Source organism: Pseudomonas sp. NBRC 111133 (assembly GCF_001320605.1).
GTDB classification, from domain to species: domain Bacteria; phylum Pseudomonadota; class Gammaproteobacteria; order Pseudomonadales; family Pseudomonadaceae; genus Aquipseudomonas; species Aquipseudomonas monteilii.
Window position 1 is genome coordinate 16,464 of sequence record NZ_BCBJ01000057.1, and the last position, 21,914, is coordinate 38,377.

General features: G+C 62.3%; 20 protein-coding genes and 7 tRNA genes. 23 read left to right on the top strand and 4 right to left on the bottom strand.

Features of this window, described 5'->3' with window-relative positions; genetic code table 11:
• Positions 1-4: 4 nt before the first annotated feature.
• The 10 genes from fabF (at position 5) to APH36_RS11805 (ending at position 9,013) form a co-directional block, all read left to right on the top strand.
• The gene (gene fabF, locus APH36_RS11760; RefSeq protein WP_060498756.1) at positions 5-1,249 is read left to right on the top strand and encodes a beta-ketoacyl-ACP synthase II; all 1,245 of its coding nucleotides are present in this window, start codon (positions 5-7) and stop codon (positions 1,247-1,249) included.
• Positions 1,249-2,064 carry an aminodeoxychorismate lyase gene (gene pabC, locus APH36_RS11765; RefSeq protein WP_060498757.1) on the top strand — a complete coding sequence of 272 codons (816 nt, stop codon included), beginning with the start codon at positions 1,249-1,251 and terminating at the stop codon, positions 2,062-2,064. The genes fabF and pabC overlap by 1 nt, the downstream gene beginning before the upstream one ends.
• Before the next feature lie 4 nt (positions 2,065-2,068).
• A complete protein-coding gene (gene mltG / locus APH36_RS11770) occupies positions 2,069-3,259 on the top strand; it encodes an endolytic transglycosylase MltG (protein WP_060498758.1) in 1,191 nt (396 codons plus the stop codon).
• A gap of 9 nt (positions 3,260-3,268) precedes the next feature.
• Positions 3,269-3,901 (top strand): dTMP kinase, encoded by a 633-nt coding sequence (gene tmk / locus APH36_RS11775; RefSeq protein WP_060498759.1) that lies wholly within the window; start codon positions 3,269-3,271, stop codon positions 3,899-3,901.
• Positions 3,894-4,880, top strand: coding sequence for a DNA polymerase III subunit delta' (locus APH36_RS11780; protein WP_060498760.1), 987 nt, complete (start codon positions 3,894-3,896; stop codon positions 4,878-4,880). Before tmk ends, APH36_RS11780 begins: the two co-directional genes overlap by 8 nt.
• A gap of 30 nt (positions 4,881-4,910) precedes the next feature.
• On the top strand, positions 4,911-5,693 hold the full coding sequence (locus APH36_RS11785; RefSeq protein ID WP_016715147.1) for a TatD family hydrolase: 783 nt from the start codon (positions 4,911-4,913) through the stop codon (positions 5,691-5,693).
• A gap of 365 nt (positions 5,694-6,058) precedes the next feature.
• Positions 6,059-6,694 (top strand): TetR/AcrR family transcriptional regulator, encoded by a 636-nt coding sequence (locus APH36_RS11790; protein ID WP_003260720.1) that lies wholly within the window; start codon positions 6,059-6,061, stop codon positions 6,692-6,694.
• A 107-nt stretch (positions 6,695-6,801) separates the two neighbouring features.
• Entirely contained in the window at positions 6,802-7,770 is a 969-nt protein-coding gene (locus tag APH36_RS11795) for a GTP 3',8-cyclase MoaA (RefSeq protein ID WP_060498761.1), read from the top strand.
• Between the two features lie 66 nt (positions 7,771-7,836).
• Positions 7,837-8,442: a DUF4823 domain-containing protein gene (locus APH36_RS11800; protein WP_019098587.1), complete on the top strand. Its 606-nt coding sequence runs from the start codon at positions 7,837-7,839 to the stop codon at positions 8,440-8,442.
• Between the two features lie 10 nt (positions 8,443-8,452).
• The gene (locus tag APH36_RS11805) at positions 8,453-9,013 is read left to right on the top strand and encodes a DUF1285 domain-containing protein (protein ID WP_060498762.1); all 561 of its coding nucleotides are present in this window, start codon (positions 8,453-8,455) and stop codon (positions 9,011-9,013) included.
• A gap of 156 nt (positions 9,014-9,169) precedes the next feature.
• Here the strand turns inward: APH36_RS11805 and APH36_RS11810 are convergent.
• A tRNA-Asn gene (locus APH36_RS11810) sits at positions 9,170-9,245 on the bottom strand.
• Between the two features lie 62 nt (positions 9,246-9,307).
• A complete protein-coding gene (locus APH36_RS11815) occupies positions 9,308-10,504 on the bottom strand; it encodes an amino acid aminotransferase (RefSeq protein ID WP_060498763.1) in 1,197 nt (398 codons plus the stop codon).
• Positions 10,505-10,791: 287 nt separating this feature from the next.
• Here APH36_RS11815 and uvrB point away from each other — a divergent pair, with 287 nt between their 5' ends.
• Positions 10,792-12,807 (top strand): excinuclease ABC subunit UvrB, encoded by a 2,016-nt coding sequence (uvrB, locus tag APH36_RS11820; RefSeq protein WP_060498764.1) that lies wholly within the window; start codon positions 10,792-10,794, stop codon positions 12,805-12,807.
• A 69-nt stretch (positions 12,808-12,876) separates the two neighbouring features.
• Here the strand turns inward: uvrB and APH36_RS11825 are convergent, their stop codons facing one another.
• Both APH36_RS11825 and APH36_RS11830 read right to left on the bottom strand, forming a co-directional pair.
• The gene (locus tag APH36_RS11825; RefSeq protein ID WP_177337100.1) at positions 12,877-14,367 is read right to left on the bottom strand and encodes an MDR family MFS transporter; all 1,491 of its coding nucleotides are present in this window, start codon (positions 14,365-14,367) and stop codon (positions 12,877-12,879) included.
• 49 nt (positions 14,368-14,416) lie between these two features.
• Positions 14,417-15,472 (bottom strand): HlyD family secretion protein, encoded by a 1,056-nt coding sequence (locus tag APH36_RS11830; protein WP_060498766.1) that lies wholly within the window; start codon positions 15,470-15,472, stop codon positions 14,417-14,419.
• 143 nt (positions 15,473-15,615) lie between these two features.
• Here APH36_RS11830 and gltX point away from each other — a divergent pair, with 143 nt between their 5' ends.
• From gltX to APH36_RS11890, 12 genes are all read left to right on the top strand, one after another.
• Positions 15,616-17,097, top strand: a complete 1,482-nt coding sequence (gltX, locus tag APH36_RS11835; protein ID WP_060498767.1) for a glutamate--tRNA ligase — start codon at positions 15,616-15,618, stop codon at positions 17,095-17,097.
• Positions 17,098-17,386: 289 nt separating this feature from the next.
• Positions 17,387-17,462: transfer RNA gene (locus APH36_RS11840), tRNA-Ala, on the top strand.
• A gap of 72 nt (positions 17,463-17,534) precedes the next feature.
• Positions 17,535-17,610 (top strand) — tRNA-Glu (locus APH36_RS11845).
• 53 nt (positions 17,611-17,663) lie between these two features.
• Positions 17,664-17,739, top strand: a tRNA-Ala gene (locus tag APH36_RS11850).
• A gap of 42 nt (positions 17,740-17,781) precedes the next feature.
• Positions 17,782-17,857 (top strand) — tRNA-Glu (locus tag APH36_RS11855).
• A gap of 62 nt (positions 17,858-17,919) precedes the next feature.
• Positions 17,920-17,995 (top strand) — tRNA-Ala (locus APH36_RS11860).
• A 42-nt stretch (positions 17,996-18,037) separates the two neighbouring features.
• A tRNA-Glu gene (locus APH36_RS11865) sits at positions 18,038-18,113 on the top strand.
• Positions 18,114-18,285: 172 nt separating this feature from the next.
• Entirely contained in the window at positions 18,286-18,825 is a 540-nt protein-coding gene (locus APH36_RS11870) for a TetR/AcrR family transcriptional regulator (protein ID WP_016715158.1), read from the top strand.
• 15 nt (positions 18,826-18,840) lie between these two features.
• The gene (locus APH36_RS11875; protein ID WP_060498768.1) at positions 18,841-19,674 is read left to right on the top strand and encodes an alpha/beta hydrolase; all 834 of its coding nucleotides are present in this window, start codon (positions 18,841-18,843) and stop codon (positions 19,672-19,674) included.
• A gap of 69 nt (positions 19,675-19,743) precedes the next feature.
• A complete protein-coding gene (locus tag APH36_RS11880) occupies positions 19,744-20,178 on the top strand; it encodes a thioesterase family protein (RefSeq protein ID WP_015269427.1) in 435 nt (144 codons plus the stop codon).
• A 51-nt stretch (positions 20,179-20,229) separates the two neighbouring features.
• Entirely contained in the window at positions 20,230-21,201 is a 972-nt protein-coding gene (locus APH36_RS11885; RefSeq protein ID WP_060498769.1) for a tRNA-dihydrouridine synthase, read from the top strand.
• Between the two features lie 223 nt (positions 21,202-21,424).
• Entirely contained in the window at positions 21,425-21,868 is a 444-nt protein-coding gene (locus APH36_RS11890) for an Hsp20 family protein (protein WP_060498770.1), read from the top strand.
• The last annotated feature ends 46 nt before the right edge of the window (positions 21,869-21,914 follow it).

Genomic DNA, 21,914 nt, shown 5'->3' on the forward strand with positions numbered 1-21,914 from the left:
TACTGTGTCGCGTAGACGCGTCGTGGTCACCGGTATGGGTATGCTGTCGCCACTGGGTACCGATGTACCGAGCACCTGGCAGGGCATTCTGGCTGGCCGCAGTGGCATTGGTCCGATCGAACACACGGACCTGTCTGCCTACTCCACCCGTTTTGGCGGCTCGGTGAAAGGCTTCGAAGTCGAGCAATACCTGTCGGCCAAAGAGGCCCGCAAGCTCGACCTGTTCATCCAGTACGGCCTGGCGGCCGGTTTCCAGGCGGTGCGTAATGCCGGCCTGGAGGTCACCGACGCCAATCGCGAGCGTATTGGCGTGGCCATGGGCTCGGGTATCGGTGGCCTGACCAACATCGAAGAAACCAGCCGCACCCTGCACGACTCGGGGCCGCGCCGCATTTCGCCGTTCTTCGTGCCGGGCTCGATCATCAACATGATCTCCGGGTTCCTGTCGATCCACCTGGGTCTGCAAGGGCCGAACTACGCCATTGCCACCGCCTGCACCACCGGCACCCATTGCATCGGCATGGCCGCACGCAATATCGCCTACGGTGAGGCCGACGTGATGATCGCCGGTGGCGCCGAAATGGCCGCTTGCGGCCTGGGCATGGGCGGTTTCGGTGCTTCGCGCGCGCTGTCCACCCGCAACGACGAGCCAAGCCGGGCCAGCCGCCCGTGGGACAAGGGCCGTGACGGCTTCGTGTTGTCCGACGGTGCCGGTGCCTTGGTGCTCGAAGAGCTGGAGCACGCCCAGGCGCGTGGTGCGACCATCTATGCCGAGCTGGTTGGCTTTGGCATGAGTGGCGACGCCTACCACATGACCTCGCCGCCCGACACGGGCGAAGGCGCTGCCCGTTGCATGGCCAACGCCCTGCGCGATGCCGGCATCAAGCCGGAAGAAGTCAGCTACATCAACGCCCACGGCACTTCGACCCCTGCGGGCGACGTGGCCGAAGTGGCTGCGATCAAGCGCGTGTTCGGTGAGCATGCCTACAAACTGGCGGTCAGCTCGACCAAGTCGATGACCGGTCACCTGCTGGGTGCTGCCGGCGCGGTGGAGGCGATCTTCAGCGTGCTGGCCATCAACAGCCAGATGGCGCCGCCCACCATCAACCTGGACGAGCCAGACGAAGGTTGCGACCTTGACTTTGTGCCGCACCTGGCGCGCAGCATGCCGATCGACGTGGTGTTGTCCAACTCGTTCGGCTTTGGCGGCACCAACGGCTCGCTGGTGTTCCGCCGGTTCGCCGGTTGATGCACAGCTGGATCGATGGCCAGCCGGCGGCTGCACTCAACTTGCAGAACCGTGGCCTGGCCTACGGCGATGGCCTGTTCGAGACCATTGCTGTGCGCGGCGGTCGCCCCAGCTTGCTGGACGGCCACCTCGCACGCCTGGCGCTGGGTTGCCAGCGCTTGGCGATCAACGCCGACCTGGCGCTGGTGCGCGACGAACTGCTGCGCTATGCCAGCCAGCTCGGTGAAGGCGTAGCCAAACTTATCCTCACCCGTGGCGACAGCCAGCGTGGCTATGCCCCGGTAGCCGGTGCCGCGCCACGGCGCATCCTGCAGGGCAGTCCGTTGCCCGGCTATCCCCTTGAGCATGCCGAGCAAGGCGTGCGGTTGTTCGCTTGCCAGACCCGGCTTGGGGAACAACCGCTGCTGGCCGGGCTCAAACACCTCAACCGCCTGGAGCAGGTGCTGGCCCGTGCTGAATGGCAGGACAGCGAACACGCCGAAGGCCTGATGCGTGACGGGGAGGGCAGGGTAATCGAAGGGGTATACAGCAATCTGTTCCTGGTGCGCGACGGCGTGCTGCTTACCGCCGACCTCAGCCGTTGTGGTGTGGCCGGTGTGATGCGTGCGGCGTTGCTGGAGCAGGCCGTACTGCTGGGCATCCCGGCGCAGGTCTGTGACTTGCCGTTCGAGGCGCTGGAGCACGCAGATGAAGTATTTGTTTGCAATAGCGTTTACGGCATTTGGCCCGTGCGTGGCGTAGCCGCGCTAAACTGGTCGCCTGGCCCGCTCACCCGTAAACTGCAGGCCGTTGCCCGTACGTTACTGGAAACCTGAATTCGTGAGACGTAAATTCCTGCTGCTGCTGGAAATGGGCTTGATCCTCGCCGGCCTGGCGCTTGGCTGGTCGGCCTGGAAGGTCAACGCCGTCCTGGAGCAGCCCCTGCACGTCACGCAGGAGCGCCTGCTCGATGTGCCCAATGGCACCACCCCCAACCGCATGTTCTACCGCATGCAGAGCGAAGGATTGCTCGACGACGCCGTGTGGCTGCGCTTGTACTGGCGCTTCAACATGGCTGGCACCCCCCTGCACACTGGCGAGTACCGCCTTACCCCGGGCATGACCGTCGAGCAGCTGTTCGATGCCTGGCGACGGGCTGATGTGGTGCAGTACAACCTCACGCTGGTCGAAGGCTGGACCTTCCGCCAGGTACGCTCGGCCGTGGCCAAGCATGAAAAGATCAAGCACACCCTGGACGGCCTGTCGGACTCCGAGGTAATGGAGAAGCTCGGCCATACCGGCGTGTTCCCGGAAGGGCGCTTCTTCCCGGACACCTACCGCTTTGTGCGCGGCATGAGCGATGTCGAGTTGCTGCAGCAGGCCTACATGCGTCTGGACGAAGTGCTGGCCAAGGAATGGGCCGAGCGCACCACCGACCTGCCATACCGCGACCCGTACCAGGCGCTGATCATGGCTTCGCTGGTGGAAAAGGAAACCGGTATCCCCCAGGAACGTGGGCAGATAGCCGGCGTGTTCGTGCGGCGCCTGCGCCTGGGCATGATGCTGCAGACCGACCCGACGGTGATCTACGGCATGGGTGAGCGCTACAACGGCAAGATTACCCGCGCCGACCTGCGCGAACCGACGCCCTACAACACCTATACCATCACCGGGTTGCCGCCGACCCCGATTGCCATGGTCGGTCGCGAAGCGATTCATGCGGCGCTCAACCCGTCGAACGGTACCAGCCTGTACTTCGTCGCCCGTGGCGACGGTAGCCACGTGTTCTCCGACGACCTCGATGACCACAACTCGGCGGTGCGCGAGTTCCAGCTCAAGCGCCGTGCAGACTACCGCTCCAGCCCTGCCCCGCAGCAAGAGGCACAACCGGCTGCTGAAGACGCCCAGCCCGAGGTGCCTGCGCCGGATGAGCCGGCAGCGCAGCCGGCACCCGATGAGCCCCCTGTGCAGGACGCCCCTGCCGGTGGCGCGCAAGCGGCCGAACGGCCGACGCCTGACGAACAACATTAAGGACTGCCTGTGAGCGGCTTGTTTATTACGCTGGAAGGCCCCGAAGGCGCGGGCAAGAGCACCAATCGTGACTACCTGGCCGCGCGCCTGCGCGAGCAGGGCCTGGATGTGGTATTGACCCGGGAGCCTGGCGGTACGCCCCTGGCCGAAAAAGTGCGCGAACTGTTGCTGGCTCCCAGCGATGAAACCATGGCAGCTGACACCGAGCTGCTGCTGGTATTTGCTGCGCGCGCCCAGCACCTGGCACAGGTCATTCGTCCGGCATTGGCCCGCGGGGCCGTCGTGTTGTGTGACCGCTTCACGGACGCCACCTATGCCTATCAAGGGGGTGGCCGTGGCTTGTCTGTCGAGCGTATCGCTGCCCTGGAGCAATTTGTTCAGGGCGACCTGCGCCCGGACCTTACCCTGGTGTTCGACCTGCCGGTCGAAGTAGGCCTTGCCCGCGCCGCCGCCCGCGGTCGCCTGGACCGTTTCGAGCAGGAAGGCCAGGCCTTCTTCGAAGCCGTGCGCCAGGCGTATCTGCAGCGCGCCCAGCGCGAGCCGCAGCGTTACAGCCTGCTGGACGCCGCGCAATCCCTTGAGGCTGTGCAGCGGGCCATTGACGTGCTGCTGCCCCGCATCGTGGAGCGTTGCCGTGGCTGAGGCCTACCCTTGGCAGCAGGCCCTCTGGCAGCAACTGGCCGGCCGAAGCCAACACGCCCATGCCTATCTGTTGCATGGGCCACAGGGTATCGGCAAACGGGCTTTGGCAGAGCGGCTGATGGCCCGTCTGCTGTGTCAGCAGCCTCAAGGGCTGAACGCCTGCGGTGGGTGCAAGTCTTGCCTGCTGCTCAAAGCGGGTAGCCACCCGGACAACTTCGTCCTTGAACCTGAAGAGGCCGATAAGCCGATCAAGGTCGACCAGGTGCGCGAGCTGGTAGCCTTCGTGGTGCAGACGGCCCAGCTGGGCGGGCGCAAGGTCGTCTTGATCGAACCGGTGGAGGCGATGAACGTAAATGCCTCCAACGCACTGCTCAAAAGCCTTGAAGAGCCCTCTGGCGATACCGTGTTGCTGTTGGTCACGCACCAGCCTAGCCGCCTGCTGCCCACCATCAAGAGCCGCTGTCAGCAGGTCGCCTGCCCGCAGCCCGGCGTGGCCCAGAGCCAGGCGTGGCTGGCCGAAGCGTTGCCCGACAGTGACCAGGCCGAACGTGACGAGCTGCTGACGTTGGCGGCCGGTTCGCCATTGATGGCAATCAGCCTGCAGGCCCAAGGCGTGCGAGAGCAGCGTGCGCTGGTTACCGACGGGGTGAAGAAGCTGCTCAAACAGCAGCAATCGCCCAGTCAGTTGGCCGATGCCTGGAACGGTGTACCATTGTTGTTGCTGTTCGACTGGTTTTGCGATTGGTCGCACCTGATCCTGCGCTACCAGTTGACCCAGGACGAGGAAGGTTTAGGCTTGGCCGATATGCGCAAGGTGGTGCAATACCTGGCGCAGAAGAGCCGCCAGGCCAAGGTGCTCGAGGTGCAGGCGTGGATCCTGGAGCAGCGCCAGAAGGTGCTGGGCAAGGCCAACCTCAACCGTGCCCTGTTGCTAGAGTCGCTGCTGGCTCACTGGCTGCAATTGCCGGGCGCCCGCTGACTTCCCATTTTTCATGTGTGCTGTTATCCCATGCTCGTAGATTCCCATTGCCACCTCGACCGTCTTGACCTGAGCGCCCATCAGGGCTCCCTCGATGCTGCCTTGCAGGCGGCACGTGAACGTGGGGTGGGGCACTTCCTCTGTATCGGTGTCAGTGCCGAGAACGCCGGCGCGGTGAAAGCCCTGAGCGAGCAATATGCCGATGTTGATTGCTCGGTAGGTGTGCACCCGCTGGACCTGGCGCCGGGTGAAACCCCTGCGCTGGAGTGGCTGCTGCGCGAACTGGCTCACCCGCATGTGGTGGCGATTGGCGAAACCGGGCTGGATTATCACTATGAGCCCGAAGCTGCCGAACTGCAGCAGGCCTCGTTCCGCCTGCACCTGGAAGCCTCGCGGCAGACTGGCAAGCCGGTGATCGTACACACCCGGGCGGCACGCGCCGATACCCTGGCGTTGTTACGCGAGGCGAACCTGCCACAGGCCGGCGTGCTGCATTGCTTTACCGAAGACTGGGACATGGCCAGGGCGGCGCTGGATTTGGGGTATTACATTTCCCTGTCTGGCATCGTGACGTTCCGCAATGCCGAAGCCCTGCGCGAAGTGGCGCGGCAGGTGCCGGTCGATCGGCTGCTGGTGGAAACCGATTCGCCGTACCTGGCGCCGATTCCGCACCGGGGCAAGCCGAATTTGCCGCAGTATGTGCGCGAGGTGGCGGAGTATGTGGCCTCGTTGCGGGGGGCCAGTTATGAGCAACTGGCGGAGCAAACCACGGCGAACTTCAAGCGGTTGTTCCCGTTGGCGCGAGTGCGCTGATCGCTCGAACTCTATCCCCTGGCCAGCCCACCCTGCGGGGCGCGCAAAAAAAACCCGGGTTCTGGGGGGGGAATCCGGGTTAAGACCATTAGGAGTAAAACAAAGGTACGCGGTCCCTGAGCACCTTTATCGGCGCGCCACTTGGGGGGGATGCGCCGCGCCAACACTTCAAGTATTGGTCAGGTTTGGCGCAGTGCCAGTGCATATTGGTCGTTTTTTAAACAGATTTGGAATACGCCGAGGTTCCATTCCTCCCGCAGCGCATGGCCATATGCATCGTGAAACACAGACATGCTTGGATGATCCGTGCAATTTCCCGCAAGTTAGGCATAATAAACCGCTTCGATTGTCATCCAGTCCTTCCCATGCAGAAAGAACCTCGTAAGGTCCGTGAGTTTCGCCGTCGCGAACAGGAAATCCTCGACACCGCGCTCAAGCTGTTTCTCGAACAGGGTGAAGACAGCGTCACCGTCGAGATGATCGCCGACGCCGTGGGCATCGGCAAAGGCACGATCTACAAGCACTTCAAGTCCAAGGCGGAGATCTACCTGCGCCTGATGCTCGACTATGAGCGTGACCTGAACGCGCTGTTGCACTCGGCCGACGTCGACCGCGACAAGGAAGCCCTGTCGCGTGCCTACTTCGAGTTCCGCATGCGCGACCCGCAACGTTACCGGCTGTTCGACCGCCTGGAAGAAAAGGTGGTCAAGGGCAATCAGGTGCCGGAAATGGTCGAGCAACTGCACAGCATTCGGGCCTCCAACTTCGACCGCCTGACCCAGTTGATCAAAGGCCGCATCAGCGAAGGCAAGCTTGAAGACGTACCGCCCTATTTCCACTACTGCGCCGCCTGGGCACTGGTGCATGGCGCCGTGGCGCTGTACCACTCGCCGTTCTGGAGCAATGTGCTTGAGGATCAGGAAGGCTTCTTCCAGTTCCTGATGGACATTGGCGTGCGCATGGGTAACAAGCGCAAGCGCGACCCGGAACCCTCGAACTGAAGCGCAGCTTCGTTCGCTGCTGGTACTCGGTATGAAGCGGGGGCTTGCAAAAACCTGATTTATGAGTCAGGTTTTGCCAGCCCTCATCATCCATGCCGGAGTCATTCATGATTGTCGATCGTCAAGGCAGGCGTTTCCGCAACCTGCGCGTCAGCCTGACGGCTGCCTGCAATTACGCCTGCACCTACTGCGTACCAGACGGCAAGCGTCTGGTGGCGGCGCAGGACGAATTGTCGGCGGATGCCCTGGCCCGTGGCGTGGCCTACTTGATCGAAGCGGCCGGTATCGAGCGGCTGCGCATCACGGGCGGTGAGCCGCTGGTCAGCCCACGCCTGGATGCCTTTCTGGCCGCTGTGGCCAAACTAAGCCTCGATGATATTTCGTTGACCACCAATGGCCAGCTGTTGGCGCGCAAGTTGCCTCAGTTGCAGGCAGCTGGCATCCGCCGCCTGAATGTTTCACTCGACACCCTTGACCCTCAAGCCTTCCGCCGCATTGCGCGGGGTGGTGACCTGGCCAATGTGCTGGCAGGCATGGAACAGGCCAGTGCGATGGGGATGCGCATCAAGGTGAACATGGTGCCGATGCGCGGGCAGAACCTCGACCAGGTAGTGCCGCTACTGGATTACTGCCTTGAACGCGGCTTTGAGCTTCGCTTCATAGAGCTCATGCGCATGGGCCACCTGGCGCGTGACCGTAATACCTTCCTGCAACAGTTCGTCGGCCTTGACCTACTGCTCTCGCTGATTGGCAGCAGGCACACCTATACCCAGGTCGATGCGCCATTGGATGCCACGGCTTTGCGTTATGAAATACCAGGACGTGGGCACTTCGGCGTCATTGCCAACGAAAGCCTGCCGTTCTGCCGCACCTGCTCGCGTTTGCGCTTGTCCTCGACAGGCTGGTTGCATGGCTGCCTTTCGTCCAGCAATCGCCACTTCGTCGGCGATCTGCTGGATAAGCCACGCCATCAGGCATTGCCGGCCCTGCAGCGCTTGCTGGTCAAGGCCTTGGCTGACAAGCAAGAGCAAGCGTTTTCCGGGGATGTGATGGTGATGAAAGTGATCGGCGGCTGAAGCTGGCGCAAAAGCTGCATCCGCCGGCTATTCGCCGGTTTTTCGTCACCGGCCACTGGAGGAAAGATGCGTAGCCTGGTCTTGCTGCTGGCGCTGATGGCGCTGGGCGGTTGCATGAATGTCAGCGATATGGGCGAGGGCGTTCGTTATCACATGAGCGATGCCGGTCTGCTGGACCACAGTGATACCCGTCGCACCCTGTCGATCCGTCTGCAGCCCGATTCGTTCATCTTTATCGGTCAAGGCGCGTTCGTGCCACCAGGCAAGGGGCCGGTGCCACGGCAGAACGTGGTGGCCGAGCAGGCCTTCAAGAGCTTCGTCGAATATTTCCCGCTGGTGCGCCGCGCCCAAGGCCCGCTGGGCCTGGAAGAAGCCGTTGCCCAGGCGCGTTCGGTAGGTGCGGACTACGTGTTGTACACCCGCTTCGCCCGTACCGACGACCGTATCGGCAATGGCGACGAATGGTATGACGAACAGGCGGTCGACCGCTTGGGTTGGGACAGTGGCGTGGTGCAGATGATGCTGATCGAAACCAATACCCGCTACCTGATCGATACCGCACGCATCAAGAGCCGTGGCGGTTTGTTGACGTTCCACGACAATACTCCCGAGGATTTGCTTGGCGCCCCGATGCGCGAGTACGCTCGTAGCCTTCTGGGCATGAGCGAATGAGGCAGGCGTGATGAGCGATTCCGGCAAGGCCAATGATCTTCTGGCGCAGATCCCCAAGGCCAAGGGATTGCCGCCGGTGCATCTGTGGAACCCGGACTTCTGCGGCGACATCGACATGCGGATCGCTCGCGATGGCACCTGGTACTACCTGGGTACGCCGATCGGGCGCAAACCGATGGTGCGGCTGTTCTCCACCATCATCCGCCGCGATGGCGATGACTACTTCTTGGTTACCCCGGTAGAGAAGGTTGGCATCCGCGTGGATGACGCGCCGTTCGTGGCGGTGGCGCTGGAGGTGCTGGGGGAGGGCGAACAGCAGGTGCTGCGCTTTACCAGCAATGTCGAGGACCAGGTGGATGCTGGGCCGGACAGCCCGCTGCGTGTGGTGATCGACCCGGTGACGCAGGAACCGTCGCCCTATGTGCTGATGCGCAGCAACCTTGAAGCGTTGATTCATCGCAACGTGTTCTACCAGCTGGTGGAGCTGGCGGTGCCGCGTGTGATCGAGGGCGAGGAGTGGTTGGGTGTCTGGAGCCAGTGCGAGTTCTACCCGATTGGCCGTAGTAGCTGAGATCTCTGGGGCTGGAAGGCGCATGTCTTGAGCTTTGTGCCGCCCAGCAGATCGAGCGCCGCACGGGCGGCGCTCGATCCACCAGGCGGAGACATACTTCCGCCGAACAACAAAAAAGCCCCCGGTTGCTTGCGCAACGGGGGGCTTTTCAGTGTTTGGCTCCGCGACCTGGACTCGAACCAGGGACCCAATGATTAACAGTCATTTGCTCTACCGACTGAGCTATCGCGGAATCTGCGCGTATCTTACTGATTGCCAACAGGATGTCAAGCTACCCCTTGGCAAAACAATGAGTTACAGCACTTCCACGATAGCCTTGGTGACCACGTGGATGTTGCTCTGGTTCAGCGCGGCCACTGCGACGCGGCCTGTGTCCAAGGCGTAGATGCCAAAGTCGTTCTTCAGGCGGGCAACCTGTTCAACGGTCAGGCCCGAGTAGGAGAACATGCCAACCTGACGACCAACGAAGCTGAAATCGCGGTTGGCGCCATACTCGGCCAGCAGCGAAACCATCTGCTTGCGCATGCCGTGGATACGCTCGCGCATTTCGGCCAGTTCGGTTTCCCACATCTGGCGCAGTTCGGCGCTGTTCAGCACGGTGGCCACGATGGTGGCGCCGTGGGTTGGCGGGTTGGAGTAGGTGGTGCGGATCACGCGCTTGACCTGCGACAGCACGCGGGTGCTCTCGTCCTTGGACGCGGTGACGATCGACAGTGCACCCACGCGCTCGCCGTACAGCGAGAACGATTTGGAGAACGAGCTGGAAACGAAGAACTCCAGGCCCGACTCGGCGAACAGGCGCACGGCAAAGGCGTCTTCGGCGATGCCGTCACCAAAGCCCTGGTAGGCCATGTCGAGGAACGGTACGTGGCCTTTGGCCTTGACCACTTCCAGGACGTTTTTCCAGTCATCCAGGCTCAGGTCGACGCCGGTCGGGTTGTGGCAGCAGGCGTGCAGCACCACGATCGAGCCGGATGGCAGGTTGTTCAGGTCTTCGAGCATGCCGGCGCGGTTGACGTCGTGGGTCGGCGCGTCGTAATAGCGGTAGTTCTGCACCGGGAAGCCGGCCGATTCGAACAGGGCGCGGTGGTTTTCCCAGCTTGGGTCGCTGATGGCAACCACGGCGTTCGGCGAGATACGCTTGAGGAAATCGGCGCCAATCTTCAGTGCGCCGGTACCGCCGACGGCCTGCACGGTAACCACGCGGCCAGCGGCCAGCAGTGGCGACTCGGCGCCGAAGATCAGTTTTTGCACAGCCTGGTCGTAGGTGGCGATACCGTCGATCGGCAGGTAGCCGCGCGAGGCGTGCTGGGCGGCACGCTGGGTCTCGGCTTCGATCACGGCGCGCAGCAGCGGAATGCGGCCTTCCTCATTGCAGTACACGCCTACGCCCAGGTTGACCTTGTCGGTACGTGGGTCGGCGTTGAATGCTTCGTTGAGGCCCAGAATAGGGTCGCGGGGTGCCAGCTCGACAGCGGAAAACAGGCTCATTGTTACCTTGGCTCTGATTGGAGAGTGATAGGACGTACACCCTCCAGCCGAATGCACTGAAGCGGTGCACAAACGGGGAGTCAGTATAGTGATACCGACCGGTCACTGCGACACTCTGGCACAGCTTTTCCGGCTATTTGCGCAAATATTTTTCGACCATTGGTCGAATTACCGGGTCCACCGTTACACGCGCTCACAGCTACGCCTTGAAAGCGCCCCCGGGCGGGCGCATTTGGGTATAGACTACTGGCTAAATTTACAGTTGCTGCAGCACCGCGAGGTCCGTCATGTCCGAGTTCCAGCTCGTCACCCGTTTCCAGCCGGCCGGCGACCAGCCCGAGGCCATTCGCCAGATGGTCGAAGGCATCGAGGCGGGGCTGTCGCACCAGACGTTGCTCGGGGTGACCGGGTCGGGCAAGACCTTCAGCATTGCCAATGTCATCCAGCAGGTGCAGCGCCCGACCTTGGTGCTGGCGCCGAACAAGACCCTGGCCGCGCAGCTGTACGGCGAATTCAAGGCGTTTTTCCCCAACAATGCGGTGGAGTATTTCGTTTCCTACTACGACTACTACCAGCCGGAAGCCTATGTGCCGTCTTCGGACACCTTCATCGAGAAGGACGCCTCGATCAACGACCATATCGAGCAGATGCGCCTGTCGGCGACCAAGGCGCTGCTGGAGCGGCGCGATGCGATCATCGTGACCACTGTTTCGTGCATTTATGGTTTGGGTAGCCCCGAGTCCTACCTGAAAATGGTCCTGCACGTAGACCGTGGTGACAAGCTCGACCAGCGCGCATTGCTGCGCCGTCTGGCGGACCTGCAATACACCCGCAACGAAATGGACTTTGCCCGCGCCACGTTCCGCGTGCGCGGTGATGTGATCGACATTTTCCCGGCGGAATCGGACCTTGAAGCCATCCGTATCGAGCTGTTCGATGACGAGGTAGAAAATATCGCCGCCTTTGACCCGCTCACCGGCGAGGTCTTCCGCAAGCTGCCGCGTTTTACCTTCTACCCCAAGAGCCACTACGTCACGCCGCGGGAAACCCTGCTGGAGGCGGTGGAGGGTATCAAGGAAGAGTTGAAAGAACGCCTGGAGTACCTGCACAAGGCCAACAAGCTGGTGGAGGCGCAGCGTCTGGAGCAGCGCACCCGCTTCGACCTGGAGATGATCCTGGAGCTGGGCTACTGCAACGGCATCGAGAACTACTCGCGCTACCTGTCTGGCCGCCCGGCCGGCGCGCCGCCGCCCACCTTGTACGACTATCTGCCGCCGGATGCGCTGCTGGTGATCGACGAATCCCACGTGAGTGTGCCGCAGGTCGGCGCCATGTACAAAGGCGACCGCTCGCGCAAGGAAACCCTGGTCGAATATGGCTTCCGTATGCCCTCGGCGCTGGACAACCGCCCCATGCGTTTCGATGAATGGGAGGACGTCAGCCCGCAAACCATCTTTGTGTCCGCTACCCCTGGCCCCTACGAGGCTGAGCACGCCGGACGCGTGGTGGAGCAGGTGGTGCGCCCGACCGGCCTCGTCGACCCGCAGGTCGAGGTGCGCCCGGCACTGACCCAGGTGGATGACCTGTTGTCGGAAATCCGCAAGCGTGTGGCCCTGAGCGAGCGGGTGCTGGCCACCACGCTGACCAAGCGCATGGCCGAAGACCTGACCGACTACCTGGCCGACCATGACGTGCGGGTGCGCTACCTGCACTCGGACATCGACACCGTGGAGCGGGTGGAAATCATCCGCGACCTGCGGCTGGGTACTTTCGATGTGCTGGTCGGTATCAACCTGCTGCGTGAGGGCCTGGACATGCCGGAGGTGTCGCTGGTGGCGATCCTCGATGCCGACAAGGAAGGGTTCCTGCGTTCCGAGCGCTCACTGATCCAGACCATTGGGCGTGCTGCGCGAAACCTGAATGGCCGGGCAATCCTTTACGCTGATAACGTCACGGGCTCGATGCAGCGAGCGATAGACGAAACCGAGCGCCGCCGCGAGAAGCAAATCGCGTTCAACGAAGCCAACGGCATTGTGCCCAAGGGCGTGGTCAAAGACATTACCGACATCATGGAAGGTGCCACCGTCCCGGGCGCACGCAGCAAGAAACGCAAGGGCATGGCCAAGGCGGCTGAGGAGAGCGCCCGTTATGAAGCCGAACTGCGCACACCGGGCGAGATCACCAAGCGTATCAAGCAACTGGAAGAGAAGATGATGCAGTTTGCCCGCGATCTGGAGTTCGAGGCGGCGGCGCAGTTGCGCGATGAAATTGCTCAGCTGCGCGAGCGGTTGATTACCAGCTGATTTTCTATCAACTGTACTGGCCTCTTCGCGGGTTTACCCGCGAAGAGGCCAGTACAGGCAACAACTAAATCAATGGGCCTCCCCAGCCTTCAACCCCGCCGGCAACTTCCGGGTCAGCAACACCGCCACCATGCTCACCGCCAACCCGATCCCGACAAAGTGGAACGCATCGTTGTATGCCATGATCAACGCCTGCTGGTGGGTAATCTCGCTCAGCTTCCCCAGCGCCGCATTGTCATTCCCCAGCCTTTCGGCCAGTTGCGCCAGCCGCTCTGCCACCTGCGGGTTGCTCGGCACTACCGCCTCCCGCAGGTAATCGAAGTACACCTTGGTCCGCGCATCCAGCAGGGTGGCCAGCAAGGCGATACCAATCGCTCCGCCCAGATTACGTAGGATATTGAACAGGCTCGAAGCCGACCCGGCATCCTGCGGCTGGATGTAGGCCGTGGCAATCAGCGAAATGGTCACCATGATCATCGGTTGGCCCAAGGCGCGGATGATCTGGATATGGTTGAACTGCGGCCCGGCAAAATCCGGGTTGAGCACCCCCGAGCCGAAACTGGCCGCACCGAACAGGCAGAACCCCAGCGCGCACAGCACCTTGGGTGACACCACCTTCATCAATTGCGGCACCAGGGGAATCAGGAACAGCTGCGGTACGCCCATCCACATGATCACTTCACCAATCTGCAAGGCGTTGTAGCCCTGCACCTGCGCCAGGTACAGCGGCAACAGGTAGATCGACCCGTACAGCCCCACGCCCATGCCCAGGCTGGCAATGCTCGACAGGCCGAAATTGCGGTTGCCCAGGATGCGCAGGTTGATCAGCGGGTGTGGCTTGGAAAACTGCAGGATGACGAAGGTGATCAGGCTGACCAGGGCGATGCTGCCCAGGCCCACGATAAGGTGCGATTCCAGCCAGTCCTTGCGGTGGCCTTCCTCCAGAAACACCTGTAGGCAACCCAGCCCCAGGCCCAGGGTGACGATGCCGGCGTAATCGGTGCTTTTCAGCAGTTCCCAGTGCGCTTCCTTCTTTTCCAGCCCGTACAGCAGGCCGGCGATCATCACCAGCCCCGGTGGGATGTTGATGTAGAAGATGTACTCCCAGCCCCAGTTTTCAGTCAGCCAACCACCCAGCGTGGGGCCGATGGAGGGGGCGAAGGTGGCCGTCATGGCAAACATGGCCATGCCTTTGGCGCGGTGGTGCTCAGGCAGTTTGATCAGGGTCAGGGTGAAGGCCAGTGGGATCAGCGCGCCGCCAGTAAAGCCTTGCAGGGCCCGGAACAGGATCATGCTCTCCAGGTTCCAGGCCATCGAGCACAGCAGTGACGACAGCAGGAAGCCTGCGGATACCCACACCGCCAGGCGACGGGCGGACAATAGCTGCACCAGCCAGGCGGTCAGCGGGATCATGATGATTTCCGCCACCAGGTAGGAGGTGGAAATCCATGACCCTTCTTCCAGCGTGGCCGACAGTGCCCCCTGGATGTCTTTGAGCGACGAGTTGGTGATCTGGATGTCGAGCACCGCCATGAAGGCGCCGAGCATCACGCTCATCACTGCGATCCAGTCGCGTCGGGTGGGCTCGGCTGTAGGCCTGAGCAGTTGATCACCGGCCATCGTGGCCTTCGTTTTCGCTGCGCAGGTCGACGGTGGCGGTTACCGACATGCCGGGGCGGATGCGTCCGTGCAGTGGGTTGTCGGCGCGGAAGGTGAGTTTTACCGGGATGCGCTGCACCACCTTGGTGAAGTTGCCGGTGGCGTTGTCGGGCGGCAGCAGGCTGAATTGCGCGCCCGACGCGGCGAACAGGCTGTCGACCCGGCCTTCGATGGGCGTGTCGGGGTAGCTGTCGAACAGCAGTTCAGCGCGCTGGCCGGGCTGCATGTGGCCAATCTGCGTTTCCTTGAAGTTGGCCTGCACCCAGATGTCTTCGTCTGGCACGATCGACAGCAGGTAGGCGCCGGCCTGCACCACCTGCCCATTGCGCGCATTGCGCTGGCCGATGGTGCCACTGATCGGTGCGCGGATCTCGCAGCGGGTCAGGTTCAGCTCAGCCTGGGCCAGGTCGGCGCGGGCATTGGCGATTTGCGCATCGAGGCGTTTGAGGTCGGCGTTCAGCGCGTTGACTTGCTGGCGCTGGCTTTGCAGGTCGGCGCGGGCCTTGTCGACCTGGGAGCCGGCGACGTGGCTGTCTGCCGACAGGGTGGTGACCCGTTCTTCGGATACAAAGCCAGGCTTGCGCAGCTTCTCGGCGCGGCTCAGGTCCAGCCGTGAACGGTCGAAAGTGGCCTGGTTGGCCGCCACCTGGGCCTGGCCGGCAGCAATCAGGCTGCCTTGCTGGGTCAGGCGGCTTTGCGCCTGTGCGTACTCGGCTTCGCGGGTGGCGAGGGCGGCGTGGGCGCGCTCAACCGCCAGCTCGAAGTCGTCGGCTTCCAGGCGCACCAGCAGGTCGCCCTTGTTGACGTGCTGGTTGTCCTCGACCGGCACCGTGTCGATGCGGGCGCTCAGCTGGCTGGAAATGCGCGTGATTTCGCCCTGCACGTAGGCGTTGTCAGTGCTCTCGTAGAAGCGGCCTTTGAAGTACCAGTGGGCCAGGAAGGCGAGGGCGATGAGGGCCACGAGGGTGAAAAAGACCAGCAGGCGGCGTTTGAGTTGGGCGGGCATGGGGACTATCGTTCCAGAAATGTAAATAAATTTAACAGCGCCACAGGGTCTGTCGACAAGTGACGTTCGCGCCATTGCTGGAGCCCGGTGCCTGCCTCCTGCTAACATCCCGCCTTTGTTTCATCTTTCGTTCGAGACCTTCCATGACCACCGTACGCACGCGTATCGCGCCATCGCCTACCGGCGACCCCCATGTCGGCACTGCCTACATCGCCCTGTTCAACTACTGCTTTGCCAAGCAGCACGGCGGTGAGTTCATCCTGCGCATCGAAGACACCGACCAGCTGCGCTCCACGCGCGAGTCGGAACAGCAGATCTTCGACGCCCTGCGCTGGCTCGGCATCGAATGGAACGAAGGCCCGGACGTCGGCGGCCCGCACGGCCCGTACCGGCAGAGCGAGCGTGGCGAGATCTACGCCAAGTACGCCAAGGAACTGGTCGACGCCGGTCACGCCTTCTACTGCTTCTGTACCGCTGAAGAGCTGGACCAGATGCGTGCCGAGCAGCAAGCCCGTGGCGAGACCCCGCGCTACGACGGTCGCGCACTGCTGCTGAGCGCCGAGGAAGTAGAGCGCCGCCTGGCCGCTGGCGAGCCGCATGTGATCCGCATGAAGGTGCCGAGCGAAGGCATGTGCGTGGTCCCGGACATGCTGCGCGGCGATGTTGAAATCCCGTGGGACCGTATGGACATGCAGGTGCTGATGAAGAACGACGGCCTGCCGACGTACTTCCTGGCCAACGTGGTCGACGACCACCTGATGGGCATCACCCACGTGCTGCGTGGCGAAGAGTGGCTGCCGTCGGCGCCCAAGCTGATCAAGCTGTATGAGTACTTCGGCTGGGAACAGCCAAAGCTGTGCTACATGCCGCTGCTGCGTAACCCGGACAAATCCAAGCTGTCCAAGCGCAAGAACCCGACCTCGGTCACCTTCTACGAGCGCATGGGCTTCATGCCCGAGGCGATGCTCAACTACCTGGGCCGCATGGGCTGGTCGATGCCAGACGAGCGCGAGAAGTTCTCGCTGGCTGAAATGGTCGAACACTTCGACCTGTCGCGCATCTCGCTCGGAGGGCCGATCTTCGACATCGAGAAGCTGTCCTGGCTCAACGGCCAGTGGCTGCGCGAGCTGCCGGTCGAGGAATTCGCGGCACGCCTGCAGAAGTGGGCATTCAACAGCGACTACATGATGAAGATCGCCCCGCACGTGCAGGGCCGCGTCGAAACCTTCAGCCAGGTTGCTCCGCTGGGCGGGTTCTTCTTCGAAGGCGCGCTGAAGCTGGATGCCAAGCTGTTCGAAAGCAAGAAGCTGTCGGCCGACCAGGTGCGTCAGGTGATTCAGCTGATCCTGTGGAAGCTCGAAAGCCTGCGTCAGTGGGAAAAAGAGCGCATCACCGGCTGCATCCAGGCCGTGGTCGAGGCGCTGGAGCTGAAGCTGCGTGACGCCATGCCGCTGATGTTCGCCGCCATCACTGGCCAGGCCAGCTCGGTTTCGGTACTGGATGCCATGGAAATCCTTGGCCCGGACCTGACCCGCTACCGCCTGCGCCAGGCCCTGGACTTGCTGGGTGGCGTGTCGAAGAAAGAAAACAAAGAGTGGGAAAAGCTGCTGGCCTCGATCGCCTGACAGTGTTTCCCAGCCTGTAGCTGAAACCTGTGGGAACGGGTTCACCCGCGAATACGATGGCGCTTGCACTGCCGCATTCGCGGTTAAACCCGCTCCCACAGGGTTCGATGCCGAGGTTTTGCTCGGGCAGGGCGGTAAGTGATTGTTATCTGTGAAAATTTTTTTGATTATTTTAAAAAATTAGTTTGACAGCCCTGCAATCCGATCTTAATATGCGCCCCGTCCACAGCGATGAACGAAAACGAAACGCCAGCCACCCAGCCAGCGATTCTGTTCAGAGCGACATTGTGGGGCTATAGCTCAGCTGGGAGAGCGCCTGCATGGCATGCAGGAGGTCAGCGGTTCGATCCCGCTTAGCTCCACCAAATTCCGCTTGGCAGTCAAGGCTGTCGAGCAAGACCGGATCCAGCAACCGGGTCTTGAAGGTAAGAAGGTTCGTCCCCTTCGTCTAGTGGCCTAGGACACCGCCCTTTCACGGCGGTAACAGGGGTTCGAGTCCCCTAGGGGACGCCAGTTTTGCACAAGCGATGTTTCACGATGTCGCTGGGCCGAGAGGCTAGAAATCCGGGGCTATAGCTCAGCTGGGAGAGCGCCTGCATGGCATGCAGGAGGTCAGCGGTTCGATCCCGCTTAGCTCCACCAATTTTGCCGCGGTTCGCGTAAGCGGATCGGCACGAAGGTTACGTCCCCTTCGTCTAGTGGCCTAGGACACCGCCCTTTCACGGCGGTAACAGGGGTTCGAGTCCCCTAGGGGACGCCACTTTTTCCTGCGTTTTGCAGGGCTTAAAAAGGCTCGTCGTGTATTGATGAGTCTTTTGTTTCGGGGCTATAGCTCAGCTGGGAGAGCGCCTGCATGGCATGCAGGAGGTCAGCGGTTCGATCCCGCTTAGCTCCACCATTTCTGCCAGGGTTCACGCAAGTGGATCTTCGCGAAGGTTACGTCCCCTTCGTCTAGTGGCCTAGGACACCGCCCTTTCACGGCGGTAACAGGGGTTCGAGTCCCCTAGGGGACGCCATTTTTACCCGCGTTTTGCGGGACCTTTAAGGCTCATTCGATTATTGAATGGGCCTTTTGTTTTTCTCTCTCCCGAAAAATTCGCAACCGACAGGCGGAAAGAAATTCTGCTTGCCAAAAAATATGATGAGAATAATATTTTGGTCATCATATTTTGTCCGGCGAATGTTCAGATGAGCGACAAGAAGAGCAAAACCCGCGAACGCATCCTGGAAGCCGCACGCAGTGCGCTGATCCAGCACGGCCCGGCCGAGCCCAGCGTTAGCCAGGTAATGGGCGCCGCAGGCCTGACCGTCGGTGGTTTTTATGCCCACTTCGACAGCAAGGACGAGCTGATGCTAGAGGCGTTCCGCCAGCTGTTGGGTGAGCGCCGCGCCTTGCTCGCCCAGATCGACCCCAGTCTCGATGGTGCGGGGCGGCGTGCGCTGGCCAGTGCCTTCTACCTGTCGCGCAAACACCGGGATGCCGAAGTGCACGCCTGCCCGCTGCCTAATTCGCTGGGCGAGATGCAGCGCTTGCCGGAAGTCTTCCGTGAGGTATTGGCCGAACACATCGAGCTGATGACCGCTGCCATGGTCGATCGCCCCGAGGATGCCGACAAAGCCTTGGCCGATCTGGCGTTGATGGTCGGTGGCCTGGCCCTGGCCCGCGCCCTGGGTACCAGCGAGTTGTCAGACCGTATTCTGCGCGCCGCCAAATCGGCGGTGCTTTAACCCTGGAGCATGGCAATGACTACCCTGAGCTGGATTCGTGGTGTCAATGGCACCCTGGGCCGCCTGGCCCCCGAGCATGTCGCGGGCAAGATGCGCCGTGCCTTCATGACACCGCGCAACTTGCCGCCGCGGGATTGGGAGCTGCCCGTGCTGGCCCGTGCCGAGCGCATTACCCTGCGCTTCGGCTTGTCGGCCCTGCGCTGGGGTAATGGGCCGACCGTGCTGCTGATGCACGGCTGGGAAGGGCGCCCGACCCAGTTTGCTGCGTTGATCGAAACCTTGGTCCAGGCCGGGCACACGGTGGTGTCACTGGAGGGGCCGGGGCATGGGCGTTCGCCTGGCGAGCAGGCCAATGTGGTGCTGTTTGCCCGGGCCCTGCTGGAGGCCGCCGCCGAGCTGCCGCCGCTGCGTGCGGTCATTGGCCATTCCATGGGTGGTGCCAGTGTGTTGCTGGCCTTGCAGATGGGGCTGCGTACAGAGGCTGCTGTCAGCATTGCGGCCCCGGCACGGCTGTTGGGTGTGTTGCGTGGTTTTGCCCATCGCCTGGGGCTGCCAGCACGGGCGCGGGCGGCGTTCATTCGGCAGATTGAGCGAGATGTGGGCATGCAGATTGCGCGGTTGGATGTGACGGGTTATCAGCTGGAACTGCCGGGGTTGGTGGTGCATGCCGCTGATGACGCCTTGGTGGCTGCCGATGAGGCTCAGGTTATCCATAAAGCGTGGTTCGACAGCCGCCTGATGCTGCTGGAGGCGGGTGGGCATCAGCGTGTACTGTCCGACCCGCGGCTGGGTGAGGCAGTGCTCGAATTGCTCGCCCGCGCTGCTGCACCGGCGCGTCAAAGCGCCTGACGGGCAGCAGGGCTGGACATTCCCTCACCGGTCACGGCTAAATTCACTTTTTCCGCCAAGGAAGCGAACATGAGCTGGGACCTGGCAACACCCTTCGTCATCGACCTGCGTGTCGGCAGCGAGGATATTGATGGCCTCGGCCACGCCAATAACGCGGTGTACGTCACCTGGCTGGAGCGCTGCGCCTGGCGCCACTCCCAGCGCCTGGGCCTGGACCTGGCCGAATACCGTCGGCTAGACCGCGCCATGGCGGTAGTGCGTCACGAAATCGACTACCTGGCCGCTGCCTACGAGGACGATGAACTGCAACTGGCCACCTGGATCATCGATTGGGACCAGCGCCTGCGCATGACCCGCCGTTTCCAGCTCAAGCGCCCGCGTGACGGCGTGACCTTGCTGCGTGCGCAAACCACCTTCGCCTGCATCGAGCTGTCCAGCGGTAAGCCCAAACGCATGCCGGCAGAATTCCTTGACGGTTACGGCCCGGCGCTGATCGGCGCCTGAAACCCCGGCAATTTTTGTTAGACTGCCGGCTTTTTCCGCCGAGACCCCGACATGCAAATTGCCCTGGCCCCCATGGAGGGGCTGGTCGACAACATCCTGCGCGACGTACTGACCCGCGTGGGCGGCATCGACTGGTGCGTCACCGAGTTCATTCGTGTGTGCGACCGCCTGCTGCCGCCTTCTTCGTTCGACAAGCTGGCGCCCGAGCTGCGCCAGGGCGCGCGCACGGCTGCCGGGGTGCCCATGCGTGTGCAGTTGCTGGGTTCGGACCCGGTATGTCTGGCGGAAAACGCCGCGCTGGCCTGCGAGCTGGGCGCGCCGGTGATCGACCTGAACTTTGGCTGCCCGGCCAAGACCGTGAACAAGTCGCGGGGTGGTGCCGTGCTGCTCAAAGAGCCGGAACTGCTGCACGCCATCGTGCGCGAAGTGCGCCGTGCCGTGCCGGCAGATATCCCGGTGACCTCGAAGATGCGCCTGGGCTTCGACAGCCCTGATGGTGCACTGGAGTGTGCCACGGCGCTGGCCGAAGGCGGCTCGGCGCACCTGGTGGTGCATGCACGGACCAAGGTCGAAGGCTACAAACCGCCGGCGCACTGGGAGTGGGTGGCGCGGGTGCAGGATGTGGTGAAGGTGCCGGTGTTCGCCAATGGCGAGATCTGGACTGTCGACGACTGGCGACGTTGCCGGGAGGTCAGTGGTGCCGAAGACATCATGCTGGGCCGTGGGCTGGTGTCGCGACCCGACCTGGGATTGCAGATTGCGGCCGCGCGTGACGGGCGCGACTATCAGCCGATGAGCTGGAACGATTTGCTGCCGTTGCTGCGTGAGTTCTGGCGCCAGGCTCAGCACAAGCTGTCGCCGCGCTATGCGCCGGGGCGGATGAAGCAGTGGATGGCGATGCTGACGCGCAGTTATCCCGAGGCGGTGGTGCTGTTTGCCGAGCTGCGGCGGGAGGATGATTGCGCGCGGATCAGCCGGTTGCTGGGGGTTGAGGCTGCGCCCTTCGAGGCTTGCGTTGCCTGATTCGGCTCTTTCGCGGGCACGCCCGTCCCACAAGTCTTGCGCCGGTCTTGAGGCCTGTGGCGATCCTGTGGGAGCGGGCGTGCCCGCGAAAAGGGCGGCACTGATTTCAGATTTTTTCTATTTTCCCCTTGAAAGCATTTCCCCAGACCATATCTCTTGAGTACGCGATGCCGAAGTCGGGTCGCGTAATGACTTACTTGCTGAATCTCAGGAGTTTATGACCATGACCACCGCTTTCTCTCTCGCACCCCTGTTCCGCCATTCCGTAGGTTTCGACCGTTTCAACGACCTGTTCGAATCTGCGGCACGTAACGAGGCCGGTAGCAGCTACCCGCCCTACAACGTGGAAAAGCATGGCGATGACCACTACCGCATCGTGGTTGCCGCAGCCGGTTTCCAGGAGCAGGACCTCGACCTGCAAGTCGAAAAAGGCGTCCTGACGGTGACCGGTGGCAAGCACGACAATGGCGCCGCTGAAGTGACCTACCTGCACCAGGGTATCGCGCAACGCGCCTTCAAGCTGTCGTTCCGCCTGGCCGACCATATCGAAGTGAAGGCCGCCGGCCTGGCTAATGGCCTGCTCAGCATCGACCTGCTGCGCATCGTGCCTGAAGAAGCCAAGGCCAAGCGCATTCCGATCAATGGCGACAAGCCAGCGCTGAACTGATCGCGCTGCAGTGAAGAAGGGCACCCTCGGGTGCCCTTCTTGCGTT